This window comes from Marinobacter sp. DY40_1A1 (assembly GCF_016597815.1).
Lineage (GTDB): Bacteria > Pseudomonadota > Gammaproteobacteria > Pseudomonadales > Oleiphilaceae > Marinobacter > Marinobacter xiaoshiensis.
In genome coordinates, this window is sequence record NZ_VCHA01000001.1 from 53,990 (window position 1) to 68,558 (window position 14,569).

A 14,569-nucleotide genomic window follows, 5' to 3' on the forward strand; every position below is an offset into this window, starting at 1 on the left:
CGCTCTCACCATTGGCGATACGAGGTATTTTGGGGGTAGGTATATGCAGGTAACTCTATGTTTTTTAATGTTAAGTGCCAGATATCACGAAGGAATATCCGGCAATACGTAATGGTGCGTGGAGTACCTCTTGGTGAGTAGGCGCAGTGGTCGTTCCGGGTATCTTTGATTCTGCTGATAAAGGTCAATGCCCCGGAAGTCCCTCCCGCGTATGGTCTTTGCAAACTTTACAGGGGGAGTGTCCATGGAACTTGTTTGTCCGGCCGGTAGCTTGCCGGCATTGAAAGCAGCGATGGATAACGGCGCCGATGCGGTGTATCTCGGGTTCAAAGACAGCACCAATGCCCGCCAGTTTGCAGGACTCAACTTTAACGACAAGCGTGCAGGTGAGGGGATTGAGTACGCCCACAGCAAAGGCGCGAGAGTGTTCTGTGCCATCAACACCTACCCGCAGCCGGACGGCTGGGAAACCTGGAAGTTTGCCGTTGACCGTGCTGCCGCCTTGGGCGTGGATGCGATTATCCTGGCCGATATGGGGCTGTTGGAGTATGCCGCCAACAAACACCCGCAGGTACACCGGCACCTTTCGGTGCAGGGCTCGGCCACCAGTTACGAGGCCCTGCGCTTCTATAAGGACAATTTTGATATCCGCCGCGCCGTGTTGCCTCGCGTGCTGTCTATAGATCAGGTACGCGGTGTCGCAAAACACAGCCCGGTAGAGCTGGAAGTGTTTGCCTTTGGCAGCTTGTGCATCATGGCAGAGGGGCGGTGCTACCTGTCCTCCTACCTTACCGACGAATCCCCTAATACCCGTGGTGCCTGCTCACCGGCCAAGGCTGTGCGCTGGCAGGAAACCCCGAACGGTCTGGAATCCCGTCTTAACGACGTGCTGATTGATCGCTATGGCAAAGGCGAATCTGCGGGCTACCCAACATTGTGCAAAGGTCGTTTTGAGGTGGAGGGCAGCGTTTACCATGCTATTGAGGAGCCGGTTAGCCTTAATACCCTGGATTTGCTGCCAGAGCTGAAAAAGCTGGGCGTCAGTGCAGTGAAAATTGAAGGCCGCCAGCGTAGCCCGTCTTATATTGCGGACGTAGCTCGCACCTGGCGACAAGCGCTGGACAGGCTGGGCTCGGGCAATGGGGACTTCCATGTGGACCCCGCCTGGAATAGCACCTTGGCGGGTTTGTCGGAAGGTGGCTTGACCACCATCGGCGCCTACCACCGCAAATGGAAATAAGGCTGAGCAACCCATGATGAAACTTTCTCTGGGCCCGATCCTCTGGTTCTGGTCCAAGCAGTCCGTGTTTGATTTTTACGCCAATGCCGCTGAATGGCCGGTTGATACTGTGTACCTGGGGGAAACCGTCTGTTCCCGCCGCCGCGAGCTGAGGCTGGCTGATTGGCTGGAGATTGCCGGTGTGCTCAAGGAGTCTGGTAAGCAAGTGGTGCTTTCTACACAAACCCTGATCGAATCGGAGGCAGACCTGCGGGCGTTGCGCAAAATTTGTAGCCAGCAGGACTATCTGATCGAGGCAAACGATCAAAGTGCACTGCAACTGGCCACCCAGAACAATCTGCCGTTTGTGACCGGCCCTTCGATGAACATCTACAACAGCGCAACCCTTAAGCTATTGGCAAAGCAGGGGCTGAAGGGGTGGAGCTTGCCCGTCGAGTTGGGCCAGGACACCTTGCAGCAATTGATTGCCGAGCTAAAAGCGGAAGGGCTGGATTTGCCCGCGGAAGTCTTTGCCTGGGGCTTTCTGCCTCTGGCCTGGTCATCCCGCTGCTTTACTGCCAGGCACTACAATCTGCCTAAAGATAATTGCGAATTTCGCTGTCTGCAGCACCCGGATGGGTTGGAGTTGCGCTCCCGGGAATCCCAGGAGCTGTTTCGCCTGAACGGGACCTCCACCTTGTCTGGCTCGCGCTACGACCTGATGCGGGAAATGCCGGGCATGGAGCGAATGGGTGTGGCGACTGTGCGTCTGAGCCCGGAACACGAGGGTATGGAAGAGGTTGTTCGCCGTTTTGATCAGGTTCGCCGCGGAGAGATACCCGCGACCGACCCATTACAGCTGGTAGAAGCGCCACCTTGTAATGGGTACTGGTACGGCAAGCCAGGCATGGACCAGGTCTCATCCTCCAGCCTTTAACGATAAGGGGTAGATCATTTGAGCGTCAGATTGACCAAGTTCAGCCACGGTGCTGGCTGCGGCTGCAAGATTGCCCCCGATGTACTTGACCGGATTCTTCACACCAAGGTTCCGGAGCGGCCCGATGCCCGGCTGCTGGTGGGTAACGAGAGTCGGGATGATGCAGCTGTTGCGGATATTGGTAATGGCACAGGGATTATCAGCACCACGGATTTCTTTATGCCTGTGGTGGATGAGCCCTACGATTTTGGCCGCATTGCCGCTGCCAATGCCATCAGCGACGTTTACGCCATGGGAGGGCGCCCGATCATGGCCATTGCCATTTTAGGGTGGCCGGTGGCCACATTGGCACCGGAGATTGCCGGGCAGGTGATCGACGGCGCTCGAGCCGTCTGTGCCGAGGCCGGCATCACCCTGGCGGGAGGTCATAGCATCGACTCGCCGGAGCCTATCTTCGGGCTTGCGGTGACCGGGCAGGTGGCCACAAACCGCATTATTCGCAACAACACGGCTCAAACAGGGGATTTGTTGTACCTCACCAAGCCCCTGGGTGTGGGCATTCTGACCAGCGCCTTGAAGAAGGAGCGGATTACTCCGGCGGATTTGGCCACAGCCGTTGAAACCATGGCGACCCTGAACAAAGCCGGCGAGGTTTTTGCGGAGCTGGCTGGCGTAAGCGCGATGACCGATGTCACAGGGTTCGGGCTTGCCGGTCACTTGTTGGAAGTTTGCCGTGGCAGCAACCTGTGCGCTCGTATCAATCGCAAGGCGGTACCGGTTCTGCCGAATGTACAGCGCTACATTGAAGAGGGTTGTATCCCGGGCGGCACCTATCGCAATGCTGCGGCCTTTGCCGGGGAAATTGCCGACATGGCCGATGCAGACACCCTGATATTCTGTGACCCTCAAACCAGTGGTGGGCTGCTTGTTACTGTGGCCCCGGCGGAGTCACCGGCTTTTGAGAGTCGTGCCCGGGATCTGGGTTTGACGCTAATGCCCATAGGGGAGTTGCATGCAGCGGGCGCTCAGGAACAAACGATAGCGATTAGTGAGTAGTGAGTAGCCAGAAAGCTATTCACTAATCACCGGCCCAAATAGCCGCCTTTCCCAATCCTCAACCTTGCCGGTTTCCAGCCGTTTTTGTGCCAGCCCGCGCAGGTTAGGGGTGAGCTGTTTCAGCTCAGCCATGTCTTTCAGGGCCGTTCGCTCCAGTGTGGAATCGTACAGCAGCGATAGTATCCGGCTCAGAGGCCATTCGGGGTTTGGCCGTTGGTCGAGAGTCAGGGTGTCACCCCGGTGAATGATCCCTGGCTGCAATACCCGGTAATACCACCCGGTTCTCAGGCTGCTTTGCAGTCGCTGGGACATATCCGGAATGCCAAAGCGCAGATTCAGTCGCCAGCAGGGCTGACGCGGCTGGGATACCTGAACAATAGCCTCCCCAATCCTGAAAACATCGCCGGAACAGACATCGGTTTCGGTAAACCCTTCGGTGACAAGGTTTTCACCAAAGGCACCCGGTTGGCAATGTCCGGAAGCGGGCTCAGGAAGCAACTGCCGTAACCGGTTGTAGTGTTCTGATGCAAAGTGATGCAAGGCCTTTTCCGGCCCGCCATGGTGGTGTTTGTCACCTTGGTGGTCGTCGCTCAGGCCGTTTGTATTGAGGTAGGCCGAGCCAACTTCTTGCTTGTAGATACCGCTGAGGGTGGCGGTATCGGCCAATGTCTTGAGGCTGCCGATTCGGAGCTGTCGGATCACAACACTTTTTTCCATTTGGGTTCTCCAAAATCTCCCGAATCGGAATCACATCACCAGATTGACAGCATGGCGCCGCTACCCAAAATCAGTGAGCCTCCCACCTCAGCCACAATCAATGCCACCATAAAGCCGTGGACGATCCAGGACGGTAAGTTTATGGCTCCCAGTCGGTGGGGCTTGCGTAGCTGGTTACTGGTATCCCGCAGAAAACCATGGATGATATAGGTGCCAATAGCAAAGGCAAAAAAGCCCAATGCGCACACGGCGGCCAGTGTGTTCAGCCAATCCGGGTACACACTGTGGCTGGCAAGCCAACCCAGTAACATGGCCGCGAAGCTGTACATGAGGGAGCTGCGGTGGGCTATGTCCACATACCGGGGCGCTGCGGCCTTCGGACTATTGGCCATGCACCAGTATTTCCAGATGCCTGTCAGTAGCCCTGTCATAAAGAATACAAAGGCCGCTGTAAGGCTGAGTTTTTCAGCCAGGGTCATTATTTGAATGTTGTCCATCCGTGCGCTCACTGTGTGAATCCGTGCAGGATTCTGTGTTTAGGTTCTGTGTGTCTGTTGTTGAACCATCGCACAGGGTCGCATGGGTTTGATATGGCTCCAGTAACAGAGGGCGTCAGAATAAATGCAACTTCGGGAGTTTGAAATCCCACTCCAGGCTGTCCAGCAGATTTTTCAGCCCCAGGCCCAATTCAGTATCACCCTCAACTACCAAGCGTCTTTGAAAGAATAGTTGGTCAGGGTCTTGCCGGCGCTCCGCGAGGGTTTTGAAAGCCAGAAGGGAGCCTCTTATGGTAGCTTCGCCCGGGCCGTCCAGTACCCGGAGCCTGCCCGCCCAGTACCCGATGGTAATCCCGGGGTGGCCGCCATTTACTTCCAGGCGGATACGGCGACCTTCAAAATCGTCAAATTCACCATCTGCAATGGCCTCAGCAAAAAAACGATTCAGAGGTGCTTCGGCAACCAGTTGCTTTATGGGAATCGGGATCGAGCGATCAATGGCGCCGAGCAAGGGAAATGGCGATGGGAGATATTCAGAAAGCAATGCCAGAGAATCGCTGATCAGTGGTTTGGGAGGGAGGGGCAGGGTAATAGACACGGGCAGGGCCATAATCAACTCCGGGCAGTGAATTCAGACTGCCCAGAGTAACCAAAATGCACCGTGTTTGATTTGATATAGCTCAGCCCTTGTGCAGACCTTCTTCTACGGCCCATACGGCGACCTCTACCCGGGAGCGCAGACTGAGCTTTTTAAGCAGGTGCTTTACGTGCACTTTTACCGTGCCGTCACTGATATCCAGTTTGCGGCCAATCATCTTGTTGGAAAGGCCTTCTGCGATAAGCCGAAGAATGTCCTTTTCCCGGGGGGTCAGGCTGTCGAAGTCCGGGCGCGAGGCCTGTTGGGGCTTGTTGGAGCGCAGGGCCTCAGCAAGCAGTGTGGTCAGCCTGTCGCTGATGACCATCTTCCCCAAGGCCGCCTGGCGCAACTGGGCAATCATGTCTTCCGGTTCCATGTCTTTCAGAAGGTAGCCGTCGGCACCGGCACGCAGAGCAGCGACTACGTCATCTTCCTGGTCAGACACCGTAAACATCACGATGCGCGAGCTCACATTCAGTTCCCGCAGTTTTTTCAGGGCGTCAATGCCGCTTACTTCCGGCATGTTGAGGTCCATCAGAATCAAGTCGGGTTCGAGCTCGGTTGCCAGCTGTATGCCGTCGGCGGCATTGCTCGCCTCGCCGGCTACTACCATGTCCCCTTCCATTTCGACGAGCTGTTTGATGCCTTGGCGCAACAATGGGTGGTCGTCGATCAGCAATATGCTGGCGGGTGTGTCTGACGCTACATCGGGCATGGTACTTCGCTTCCTCTCTCTTGATTGCATGGCGGCTCATGTGAATTGCCGCTTTTTTTTGATATTCAGGCGCTCGGTGCTTCGGTGGGAATCAGGTGCCGGCTTTTCGGAACGAATGTCAGGATTACCTCAACGCCACCGCTTTCGTGGTTTTGTACCACAACCTGCCCCCCGAGAGTACGGGCACGGTCCTGCATGATGATCAGCCCGTAATGGTTGACTGGCTGACCGTCCTCCGGCAAGCCCTTACCATTGTCTCGTATTTTTGCCTTTACCTGGGGCGACTCAAATAGTATGTCCACGCTAACTTCTGTGGCGTCTGCATGTTTAACCGCGTTGGCCAGGCCCTCACGCACAATTTGCAGTGTGTGTATTTCCTCGTTGGGCGACAGGGCTTGGGGAGGTAGATTGTAATTCAACCCTACGGGTTTCCCCAAACGCGTTGAAAACTCCTCAATGGTTTTGCGCAGAGCTGTGAGTAGATCGGGGGTGTCCAGCTTTAGCCGGAAGGTGGCCAGCAATTCCCTTAGCTGGCGATAGGCACTGTTCAGCCCCGTGCTCAGCTCGTCCAGAATGGCCTCGTGGGCGTTTTTCTGGTCGCCCTCAATGTTCAGCCTGCGCATGCGGGCTACCTGCATTTTCAGATAGGACAGCGATTGTGCCAAAGAATCGTGGAGCTCCCGGGCGATGACGGTGCGCTCCTCGGCCAGTGTGAGCTGTTGCTCTTCGTTAATCTGACGTTCAAGGAAAATGGCGGTTGCCAGTTGGTCGCTAAGCGTTTCCAGCAGGCGCCGAGCGGTGTCCGAAAGCCCGGTTTCTACAGGGTACCACACCTCCAAAGTGCCGAGGAGTTTGCCGGGTGTACGTATGGGCAATAGCAACCTGCGCCCATCGTTATCTTCTATCGGAAGCTCGTCGTAGATTTCCGGTGTAACCAGACAAGCGTTGCAGTGGTGGTCACGGCAATAGAAAGGGCGGTCTGTTGAGGCGGTAGTAACAACCTGCACAGGCTCTGCAGCTTCTTTGTCGTGAAGGTAAAGCCGAATTGGTCCTATATCCAGGAGCTGTTCCAGCTCTTGCAACATGGGCACTGCGCCGCTGCACAGATCATGGTTGGCAAACAGGTTGCGGCTGGCAGTATGGAGCAATTGGAGGGCCGCATGGCTTTTTTCCAGTTCATCGGTTTTGCTGCGAGCGCGCTCTTCAAGTTCATAATAGGTGAGGGCGAGTTCGCTGCTCATCTGATCAAACGCGCTGCCCAGCTGTGCCAGTTCGTCGCTTCCCTTCATGTTGGCCTTCTGGGTGAAGTCTTGCTCACCAACAGCCCCCGCAATGTTCACCAGCTTGCGCAGGGGTTTAAGCACTCTGTTACGCAGGTCAACAAACAGGGCAACAATAATGAGGATGGAAAAGGCCAGGCTGATGATCTGGATAAGGTGTAACAGGCCAATTCGCGCTTCGGTGCGTCGTTCAAGCATGCTGACGAGTTGGTTTACGGAGCTTACATAGGTTTCCGTAGCCAGAAGCATCTCGGCGCTCACAGGTGCCCCCTGTGGGTGTGCTTCCAGGCCGGGGCGCAGGGTTTGCTCCCAATAGCTGCGGATGGTTTGATACTGTTTTGCCAGAGGGTGATCTTCAGCAGCAGGAATAGAGCGAACGATATTGCGGTCGTTAAGGCCGAGTTCGTACCGGGATGTCAGGCTCTGAATGCTGTTTTCGCTGGCTTCGCCTTCGCCCGGGCTGGCAACGTGAGACAACAGCCGGAACGCACCCATACGCAGAGCGCCCGCCAGATTAATAGCAGTTGCGTTCCCTTCGATGCTTTTTGAAACCGCCAGCGTCGTAGCCATGCTGACAATAGAGGTCAGCACAACAGCGCACACTACGATAGCAATCCGGTTAACAAGAGGGCTTCTGGATTTCATTCAGTCTCATCTTGACAGTCGCCGGGCTTGAATACCTCCTTGAGGATAGTCAATTACCCCAATGGTTGGTATCCCATCATAGTCTTTGACCTGTCTCAGGGCAAAAGCTGACACTGAAAGACGGTGTGAATAGTGGCTCAAAAAGGCGCTGTAGGATGGGGTCAGAGGCGGATCAGGAAGACGGACGGCTGGCATCACTTGCCGTTGTTTTGCCGCTTGCAGTAACAGGCTTTGTTATTGCGGCTGGCTGCTGGACGCTGTTTGCGGTGGCTGGAATACATCTGAGAGCCGAACTCAGCCTTGGCAATCTTCAGTTTGGCCTGCTGCTCGCCATGCCAATGGCGGTTAGCGCTTTGCTTGCCGTACCCGCTGGGCTCGCCGCCCGGAAATTTGGTGCCCGGCGCATAATGCTTATTTGTCTTGCCGGGCTTGCGGCCTGCATGGTGGTTTTGCTTACCACAAATACCTTCATTGGTTATCTGCTTGCGGCGGGTGGGCTGGGGCTTGCCGGTGGGTTCTACAGTGCCGGGCTGCAGTTTGTAACCAGCAACTGCCAGCCCATGAGGCTTGGCCTTGTCCTGGGGGTGTTTGGTGCTGGCGTTACCGGTGCCGGGTTTACCTATTACCTCGTGCCCCTTTTTCATGATGCCTTCTCCTGGCATGGCGTTCCTCTGGCTTATCTGATTGTGCTCGTGTTAGTGCTGGCTCTGTTGCTATTGCTTACCGATCCGGAGGACGCGGCTGCAGATCCGCAAACAGAAACCTCCCTGAAAGTGTTGTTCCGGTACCTCAATCAGCAGGGGATGTGGCAGCTGGTCGCCTATTTTGGTGTGGTAGCCGGAAGTTTTTTTGCGTTGGCTTTGTGGCTTCCGGATTACCTTTCCTCACAGTTTGGGCTTCAGGCCGGGTCGGGTGCCAGGCTGGCGCAGTGGTTCATCATACCGGGGGCTCTGGCGCAGATTCTGGGCGGGGGGCTGTCTGATCGCTATGGCAGCCCTAACGTTATTAGCCGGTCGCTCTTTATTGGCCTGGTAGCACTGGTGGTGTTGTCTTACCCGCCCATGACGCTATTCATTCGAGGTGTGGAGGCAACCATCAGGGTTGAGTTTGCGCTACCCATGAATATTGAAAGAATCTTTGTGGTGGTGCTCGGAGTGGCGCTTGGAAGTGCCATGGGCAGTTTGCAGAGAATGGTGATTATTGAGAGTCGCCAGAATGCTGCATTTGTTGCCGGATTACTGCTGGTCGGCGCCTGCTCAGTGGCTTTTTTGTTGCCGGTTATTTTTGGTGCGGTGAACCACTGGTTGGGGGTTCGCAGTGCCGTATTCATGATCGTGTTTGTTCTGCTTTGTGTTTGCCAATTCATGTTTGCCCGCTTTAACCGCCGCCACGAACGTAACGCACTTCTCCATCCGGGGATATAGCAGCTATACCTCCTCGGTGGTAGAGCAGGGTTATGTAGTAGTAACCACGCAGATTTCAGGGTTTTTCTCCCACACAATGGTTCCAATTCGGAAAAACGATCCGCAGACGGGTTGATGGAGAGAGAGACCATGAGTCATTTGATCGATAAGCTGAGCTACTTCAGTAAAAAGCGCGAGTCCTTCGCGAACGGCCACGGCGAAACCCACGACGTAAACCGCGACTGGGAAGACAGCTACCGCCAACGTTGGCAGCACGATAAAATCGTTCGCTCCACCCACGGCGTAAACTGCACAGGCTCCTGTAGCTGGAAGATCTACGTCAAGAATGGATTGGTGACCTGGGAAACCCAGCAAACCGACTACCCCCGCACCCGTCCGGACCTGCCTAACCATGAGCCCCGTGGTTGCCCTCGTGGTGCCAGTTATTCCTGGTACATGTACAGCGCTAACCGTCTGAAGTACCCACTGATGCGCAAGCATCTGATGAAGCTTTGGCGTGCGGCACGCATGCAGTTCAATGACCCGGTTGAAGCCTGGGCGTCCATTGTTGAAGACCCGAAAAAAACTGCAGAGTACAAACCCCGTCGTGGTATGGGCGGATTTGTGCGTTCCAGCTGGGACGAAGTTAACGAACTGATTGGCGCAGCAAACGTTTACACGGCCAAGAAGGTTGGCCCGGATCGTATTATTGGCTTCTCTCCAATTCCTGCCATGTCGATGGTTTCCTACGCGGCCGGTAGTCGTTATCTGTCGATGATCGGCGGCGTGTGTTTGAGTTTCTATGACTGGTACTGCGATTTGCCGCCGGCTTCTCCGCAAGTGTGGGGTGAGCAGACCGACGTTCCTGAATCTGCAGACTGGTACAACTCGGGCTACATCATTGCCTGGGGTTCCAACGTGCCTCAAACCCGTACTCCGGACGCCCACTTCTTTACCGAAGTGCGCTACAAGGGCACCAAAACTGTTGCCATTACTCCGGATTACGCCGAAGTCTCCAAGCTGTCTGATGAGTGGCTGAATCCCAAGCAGGGTACAGATGCGGCTCTGGGTATAGCTATGGGGCATGTCATCCTCAAAGAGTTCCACCTCGACAACCCCAGTGAGTATTTCACCGATTACGTGCGTCGCTACACCGACATGCCGTACCTGGTAAAGCTCGACAAAATGGAAGATGGCCGTTACGTACCTGGCCGGTTCCTGCGCGCCAGTGATCTGGTGGGTGGTCTGGGTGAAGAGAACAACCCCGAGTGGAAAACCATTGCCATTGATGAAGCCAGCAACCAGCTGACCGCGCCTAACGGCTCTATCGGCTATCGCTGGGGCGAAAAGGGCAAGTGGAACCTGAAGCAAACTGCCAAAACTGAAGATGTCAGCCTGCAACTGTCCCTGGTTGAAAAGCATGACGAAGTGGTTGATGTAGCTTTCCCGTACTTTGGCGGCATCAAGCATGACCACTTCAAGTCCGTTGAAATCAGCGACACTCTGACTCACAAGTTGGGTAGCCGCAAAATAGAGTTGGCCGATGGTGGCGAAGCTCTCGTGGTTACCGTGTACGACCTGATGATGGCCAACTACGGCATCAGCCGTGGCTTGGGCGAAGACGACGGCGCAACCTCCTACGATGAAATCAAGCCGTACACTCCGGCCTGGCAGGAGAAGATCACCGGCGTACCCGCTGAAAAAGTGATTCGTATTGCCCGTGAATTTGGTGAGAACGCCCATAAAACCAAAGGCCGTTCCATGATCATTGTTGGTGCCGGTATGAACCACTGGTATCACATGGACATGAACTACCGCGCGCTAATCAACATGTTGGTTATGTGTGGCTGTATCGGCCAGAGCGGTGGTGGCTGGGCTCACTACGTAGGCCAGGAAAAGCTGCGCCCGCAGACTGGCTGGCAGCCGCTGGCATTTGGTCTGGATTGGCAGCGTCCACCACGTCAGATGAACGGTACCTCGTTCTTCTACGCCCATTCCGGGCAGTGGCGCTACGAGAAGCTGGATGTGAGCGAGATTCTGTCGCCTCTGGCCGACAAGTCCAAGTTCGGTGGAAGCCTGATCGACTACAACGTGCGTGCCGAGCGCATGGGGTGGTTGCCATCTGCGCCACAGCTTAATCGCAACCCGCTGACCATAGCAGCAGAAGCTGAAAAAGCCGGTATGGATGTGCCTGCCTACGTGACGCAGTCCATGAAGGACGGTTCACTGGCCTTTGCATCGGAAGATCCGGAAGCGCCTGAGAACCACCCGCGCAACATGTTTATCTGGCGCTCCAACCTGCTGGGCTCTTCCGGTAAGGGTCACGAGTACATGCTCAAGTACCTGCTGGGTACCACCAGTGGGCTGCAGGGCAAAGATCTCGGACACAATGGCGGCATGAAGCCAGAGGAAGTGAAGTGGCGTGACGAGGCTCCTGAAGGCAAGCTGGACCTGTTGGTTACACTCGACTTCCGCATGTCTACCACCTGCCTGTATTCAGACATAGTTCTGCCTACCGCTACCTGGTACGAAAAGAACGATCTGAACACATCAGATATGCACCCGTTCATCCACCCGCTGACCGCTGCGACCGATCCCGCGTGGGAATCCCGCAGTGACTGGGAAATCTACAAAGGCATCGCCAAGTCCTTCTCCAAGGCGGCGGAAGGCCATCTGGGTGTTGAGAAAGACGTGGTTACCCTGCCGCTGATGCACGATGCCGCAGCCGAGCTGGGCCAGCCGTTCGATGTTAAAGACTGGAAAAAAGGCGAGTGTGAGCTGATTCCGGGCAAAACAGCGCCGAGTTTCATCACCGTGGAGCGGGATTACCCGAATACCTACGCGCGCTTTACCTCCCTTGGGCCTTTGATGGACAAGCTGGGTAACGGCGGTAAGGGGATTAACTGGAACACCGAAAAAGAAGTGAAGTTCCTGGGTGAGCTGAACTACAAGCACATCGACGGAGCGAACGCAGGCCGTCCGAAAATTGAAAGTGCCATTGATGCAGCAGAAGTGATTCTGACGCTGGCTCCGGAAACCAACGGCCATGTGGCGGTTAAAGCCTGGGCTGCGTTGTCGGAGTTTACCGGTCTGGACCACAGCCACCTGGCGGTGGGCAAGGAGCACGAGGCGATTCGTTTCCGCGACATAGTCGCTCAGCCGCGCAAGATCATCTCCAGCCCCACATGGTCTGGTCTGGAAGACGATCACGTGTCCTACAACGCTGGTTACACCAACGTGCATGAGCTGATCCCCTGGCGCACGCTGACAGGCCGTCAGCAGTTCTACCTGGATCACGAGTGGATGCGTGCCTTTGGTGAAAGCTTGCTGGTGTACCGTCCGCCCATCAATACCAAAGCGGCTGCACCTCTGCTGAATGCCAAGCCTAACGGCAACCCTGAGAAAGCGTTGAACTTCCTGACGCCGCACCAGAAGTGGGGCATTCACAGCACATACAGCGATAACCTGATGATGCTTACCCTGTCTCGCGGTGGCCCCATTGTGTGGCTGAGTGAAGACGATGCCCGCGATGTGGGTGTGGAAGACAACGACTGGGTAGAAGTGTTCAACGCCAACGGTGCTATTGCAGCCCGGGCGGTGGTGAGCCAGCGGGTTATGCCGGGCATGATGATGATGTACCACGCTCAGGAGCGGATTGTGAACATTCCGGGCTCTGAAGTTACCGGTACCCGCGGCGGTATCCACAACTCAGTAACCCGGGCCTGCCCGAAGCCCACTCATATGATTGGTGGCTACGCGCAGTTCTCTTACGGCTTTAACTACTACGGAACCGTGGGTTCCAACCGCGACGAGTTTGTGGTGGTGCGCAAAATGAAAAACGTTGATTGGCTTGACGGCGAAGGCAACGACACTGTTCAGGAGGCTGTAAAATGAAGATCCGTTCCCAAGTAGGCATGGTGCTGAACCTGGACAAGTGCATCGGTTGCCATACCTGTTCAGTGACTTGTAAAAACGTGTGGACCAGTCGTGAAGGCATGGAATACGCCTGGTTCAACAACGTAGAAACCAAACCCGGCATTGGTTACCCGAAAGAGTGGGAAAACCAGGACAAGTGGAAAGGCGGCTGGATGCGTGATGCCAGTGGCAAAATCCGCCCGCGCATTGGCGGTAAGTTCCGGGTACTGGCGAACATTTTCGCTAACCCGGACCTGCCGGAAATTGACGATTACTACGAGCCGTTTGATTTCGATTATCAGCACCTGCACACCGCAGGCGACAGCAAGCACCAGCCGGTTGCACGGCCACGTTCGCTGATCTCCGGCAAGCGCATGCAGAAAATCGAGTGGGGCCCGAACTGGGAAGAAATCCTGGGTACTGAATTTGCCAAGCGTCGTAAGGATAAAAACTTCGACCAGATTCAAGCCGACATTTACGGTCAGTTTGAAAGCACATTCATGATGTATCTGCCGCGTCTGTGCGAGCACTGTCTGAACCCTACCTGTGTGGCAAGCTGCCCAAGTGGCGCTATCTACAAGCGGGAAGAAGACGGCATCGTACTGATCGATCAGGACAAGTGCCGTGGCTGGCGGATGTGTGTATCCGGCTGCCCGTACAAGAAGATCTACTTCAACTGGAAAACCGGTAAGTCTGAAAAGTGCATTTTCTGCTACCCGCGGATTGAAGCTGGTATGCCGACCGTGTGCTCCGAGACCTGCGTAGGCCGTATTCGCTACCTGGGTGTGCTGCTTTACGATGCCGACCGCATTGAAGAAGTGGCCAGCACTCCGGGCGAGCATGAGCTTTACGAAAAGCAGCTTGAGATCTTCCTGGATCCGAACGATCCGAAAGTCATTGAGCAGGCCACGAAAGACGGCATACCAATGAACGTAATCCAGGCGGCTCAGCGCAGCCCGGTATACAAGATGGCAGTGGACTGGAAGCTGGCTCTGCCACTGCACCCGGAATACCGCACTCTGCCGATGGTTTGGTACGTTCCGCCACTAAGCCCGATCCAGTCTGCAGCTGAAGCTGGCAAGGTTGAGTTTGACGGCATACTGCCGAAGATCGAAAGCCTGCGTATCCCGGTGAAGTATCTGGCCAACCTGCTTACCGCGGGTGACGAGAAGCCGATAGTGCGTGCGCTCAAGCGCATCATGGCCATGCGCCTGTACAAGCGCGCAGAAACCGTCGATGGCGTTGAAGATCTGCGTGCATTGGAGGAGGTCGGCCTGACCAAGGCTCAAGCCGATGAAATGTACCGTTATCTGGCTATTGCGGATTACGAGGACCGTTTCGTGATTCCCACCAGCCATCGTGAACTGGCGAAGGAAGCCTTCCCGGATGCACACGGTGAGCGCGGTGGTTGCGGCTTCAGCTTCGGCGACGGTTGCAGCGGTGGTGACAGTGAATTCAGCATGTTTGGTGGTCGTAAAAACACTACCTCCATGGTGCAGAAGCTGACCACGGTGAAGCAAGTCGACCCCAAACAGCTGCAGAAGTAAG

11 protein-coding genes are annotated in these 14,569 nt (G+C 55.6%); 6 read left to right on the forward strand and 5 right to left on the reverse strand.

What is annotated here, in order from left to right:
- Positions 1–244 precede the first annotated feature (244 nt).
- From ubiU to selD, 3 genes are read left to right on the forward strand one after another with little or no spacing between them, the layout of a single operon-like run.
- Complete coding sequence (ubiU, locus tag FFI61_RS00260) at positions 245–1,240, forward strand: ubiquinone anaerobic biosynthesis protein UbiU (protein WP_200368872.1); 996 nt, start codon at positions 245–247, stop codon at positions 1,238–1,240.
- A 13-nt stretch (positions 1,241–1,253) separates the two neighbouring features.
- The gene (locus FFI61_RS00265; protein WP_200368873.1) at positions 1,254–2,156 is read left to right on the forward strand and encodes a U32 family peptidase; all 903 of its coding nucleotides are present in this window, start codon (positions 1,254–1,256) and stop codon (positions 2,154–2,156) included.
- Between the two features lie 18 nt (positions 2,157–2,174).
- Positions 2,175–3,212 carry a selenide, water dikinase SelD gene (gene selD / locus FFI61_RS00270; protein ID WP_200368874.1) on the forward strand — a complete coding sequence of 346 codons (1,038 nt, stop codon included), beginning with the start codon at positions 2,175–2,177 and terminating at the stop codon, positions 3,210–3,212.
- 15 nt (positions 3,213–3,227) lie between these two features.
- Here the strand turns inward: selD and FFI61_RS00275 are convergent, their stop codons facing one another.
- The 5 genes from FFI61_RS00275 to FFI61_RS00295 form a co-directional block, all read right to left on the reverse strand.
- Positions 3,228–3,929: an MOSC domain-containing protein gene (locus FFI61_RS00275; protein ID WP_200202840.1), complete on the reverse strand. Its 702-nt coding sequence runs from the start codon at positions 3,927–3,929 to the stop codon at positions 3,228–3,230.
- A 35-nt stretch (positions 3,930–3,964) separates the two neighbouring features.
- Positions 3,965–4,438 carry a hypothetical protein gene (locus FFI61_RS00280; RefSeq protein WP_227714525.1) on the reverse strand — a complete coding sequence of 158 codons (474 nt, stop codon included), beginning with the start codon at positions 4,436–4,438 and terminating at the stop codon, positions 3,965–3,967.
- Between the two features lie 103 nt (positions 4,439–4,541).
- Complete coding sequence (gene ubiT, locus FFI61_RS00285) at positions 4,542–5,036, reverse strand: ubiquinone anaerobic biosynthesis accessory factor UbiT (RefSeq protein WP_200202839.1); 495 nt, start codon at positions 5,034–5,036, stop codon at positions 4,542–4,544.
- A gap of 70 nt (positions 5,037–5,106) precedes the next feature.
- Positions 5,107–5,778, reverse strand: a complete 672-nt coding sequence (gene narL, locus FFI61_RS00290; protein WP_200368875.1) for a two-component system response regulator NarL — start codon at positions 5,776–5,778, stop codon at positions 5,107–5,109.
- 65 nt (positions 5,779–5,843) lie between these two features.
- Entirely contained in the window at positions 5,844–7,703 is a 1,860-nt protein-coding gene (locus tag FFI61_RS00295) for a histidine kinase (protein ID WP_200368876.1), read from the reverse strand.
- Positions 7,704–7,858: 155 nt separating this feature from the next.
- Here FFI61_RS00295 and FFI61_RS00300 point away from each other — a divergent pair, with 155 nt between their 5' ends.
- From FFI61_RS00300 to narH, 3 genes are all read left to right on the forward strand, one after another.
- Positions 7,859–9,127 (forward strand): MFS transporter, encoded by a 1,269-nt coding sequence (locus FFI61_RS00300; RefSeq protein ID WP_200368877.1) that lies wholly within the window; start codon positions 7,859–7,861, stop codon positions 9,125–9,127.
- Between the two features lie 129 nt (positions 9,128–9,256).
- Positions 9,257–13,000: a nitrate reductase subunit alpha gene (locus FFI61_RS00305; RefSeq protein WP_200368878.1), complete on the forward strand. Its 3,744-nt coding sequence runs from the start codon at positions 9,257–9,259 to the stop codon at positions 12,998–13,000.
- Entirely contained in the window at positions 12,997–14,568 is a 1,572-nt protein-coding gene (gene narH, locus FFI61_RS00310) for a nitrate reductase subunit beta (RefSeq protein ID WP_200368879.1), read from the forward strand. Before FFI61_RS00305 ends, narH begins: the two co-directional genes overlap by 4 nt.
- The last annotated feature ends 1 nt before the right edge of the window (position 14,569 follow it).

Coding starts and splice junctions, on each gene's coding strand:
- ubiU (WP_200368872.1), top strand. CDS start 245: ATGGAACTTGTTTGTCCGGCCGGTAGCTTGCCGGCATTGAAAGCAGCG.
- FFI61_RS00265 (WP_200368873.1), top strand. CDS start 1,254: ATGATGAAACTTTCTCTGGGCCCGATCCTCTGGTTCTGGTCCAAGCAG.
- FFI61_RS00275 (WP_200202840.1), bottom strand. CDS start 3,929: ATGGAAAAAAGTGTTGTGATCCGACAGCTCCGAATCGGCAGCCTCAAG.
- ubiT (WP_200202839.1), bottom strand. CDS start 5,036: ATGGCCCTGCCCGTGTCTATTACCCTGCCCCTCCCTCCCAAACCACTG.
- narL (WP_200368875.1), bottom strand. CDS start 5,778: ATGCCCGATGTAGCGTCAGACACACCCGCCAGCATATTGCTGATCGAC.
- FFI61_RS00295 (WP_200368876.1), bottom strand. CDS start 7,703: ATGAAATCCAGAAGCCCTCTTGTTAACCGGATTGCTATCGTAGTGTGC.
- FFI61_RS00300 (WP_200368877.1), top strand. CDS start 7,859: ATGGGGTCAGAGGCGGATCAGGAAGACGGACGGCTGGCATCACTTGCC.
- FFI61_RS00305 (WP_200368878.1), top strand. CDS start 9,257: ATGAGTCATTTGATCGATAAGCTGAGCTACTTCAGTAAAAAGCGCGAG.
- narH (WP_200368879.1), top strand. CDS start 12,997: ATGAAGATCCGTTCCCAAGTAGGCATGGTGCTGAACCTGGACAAGTGC.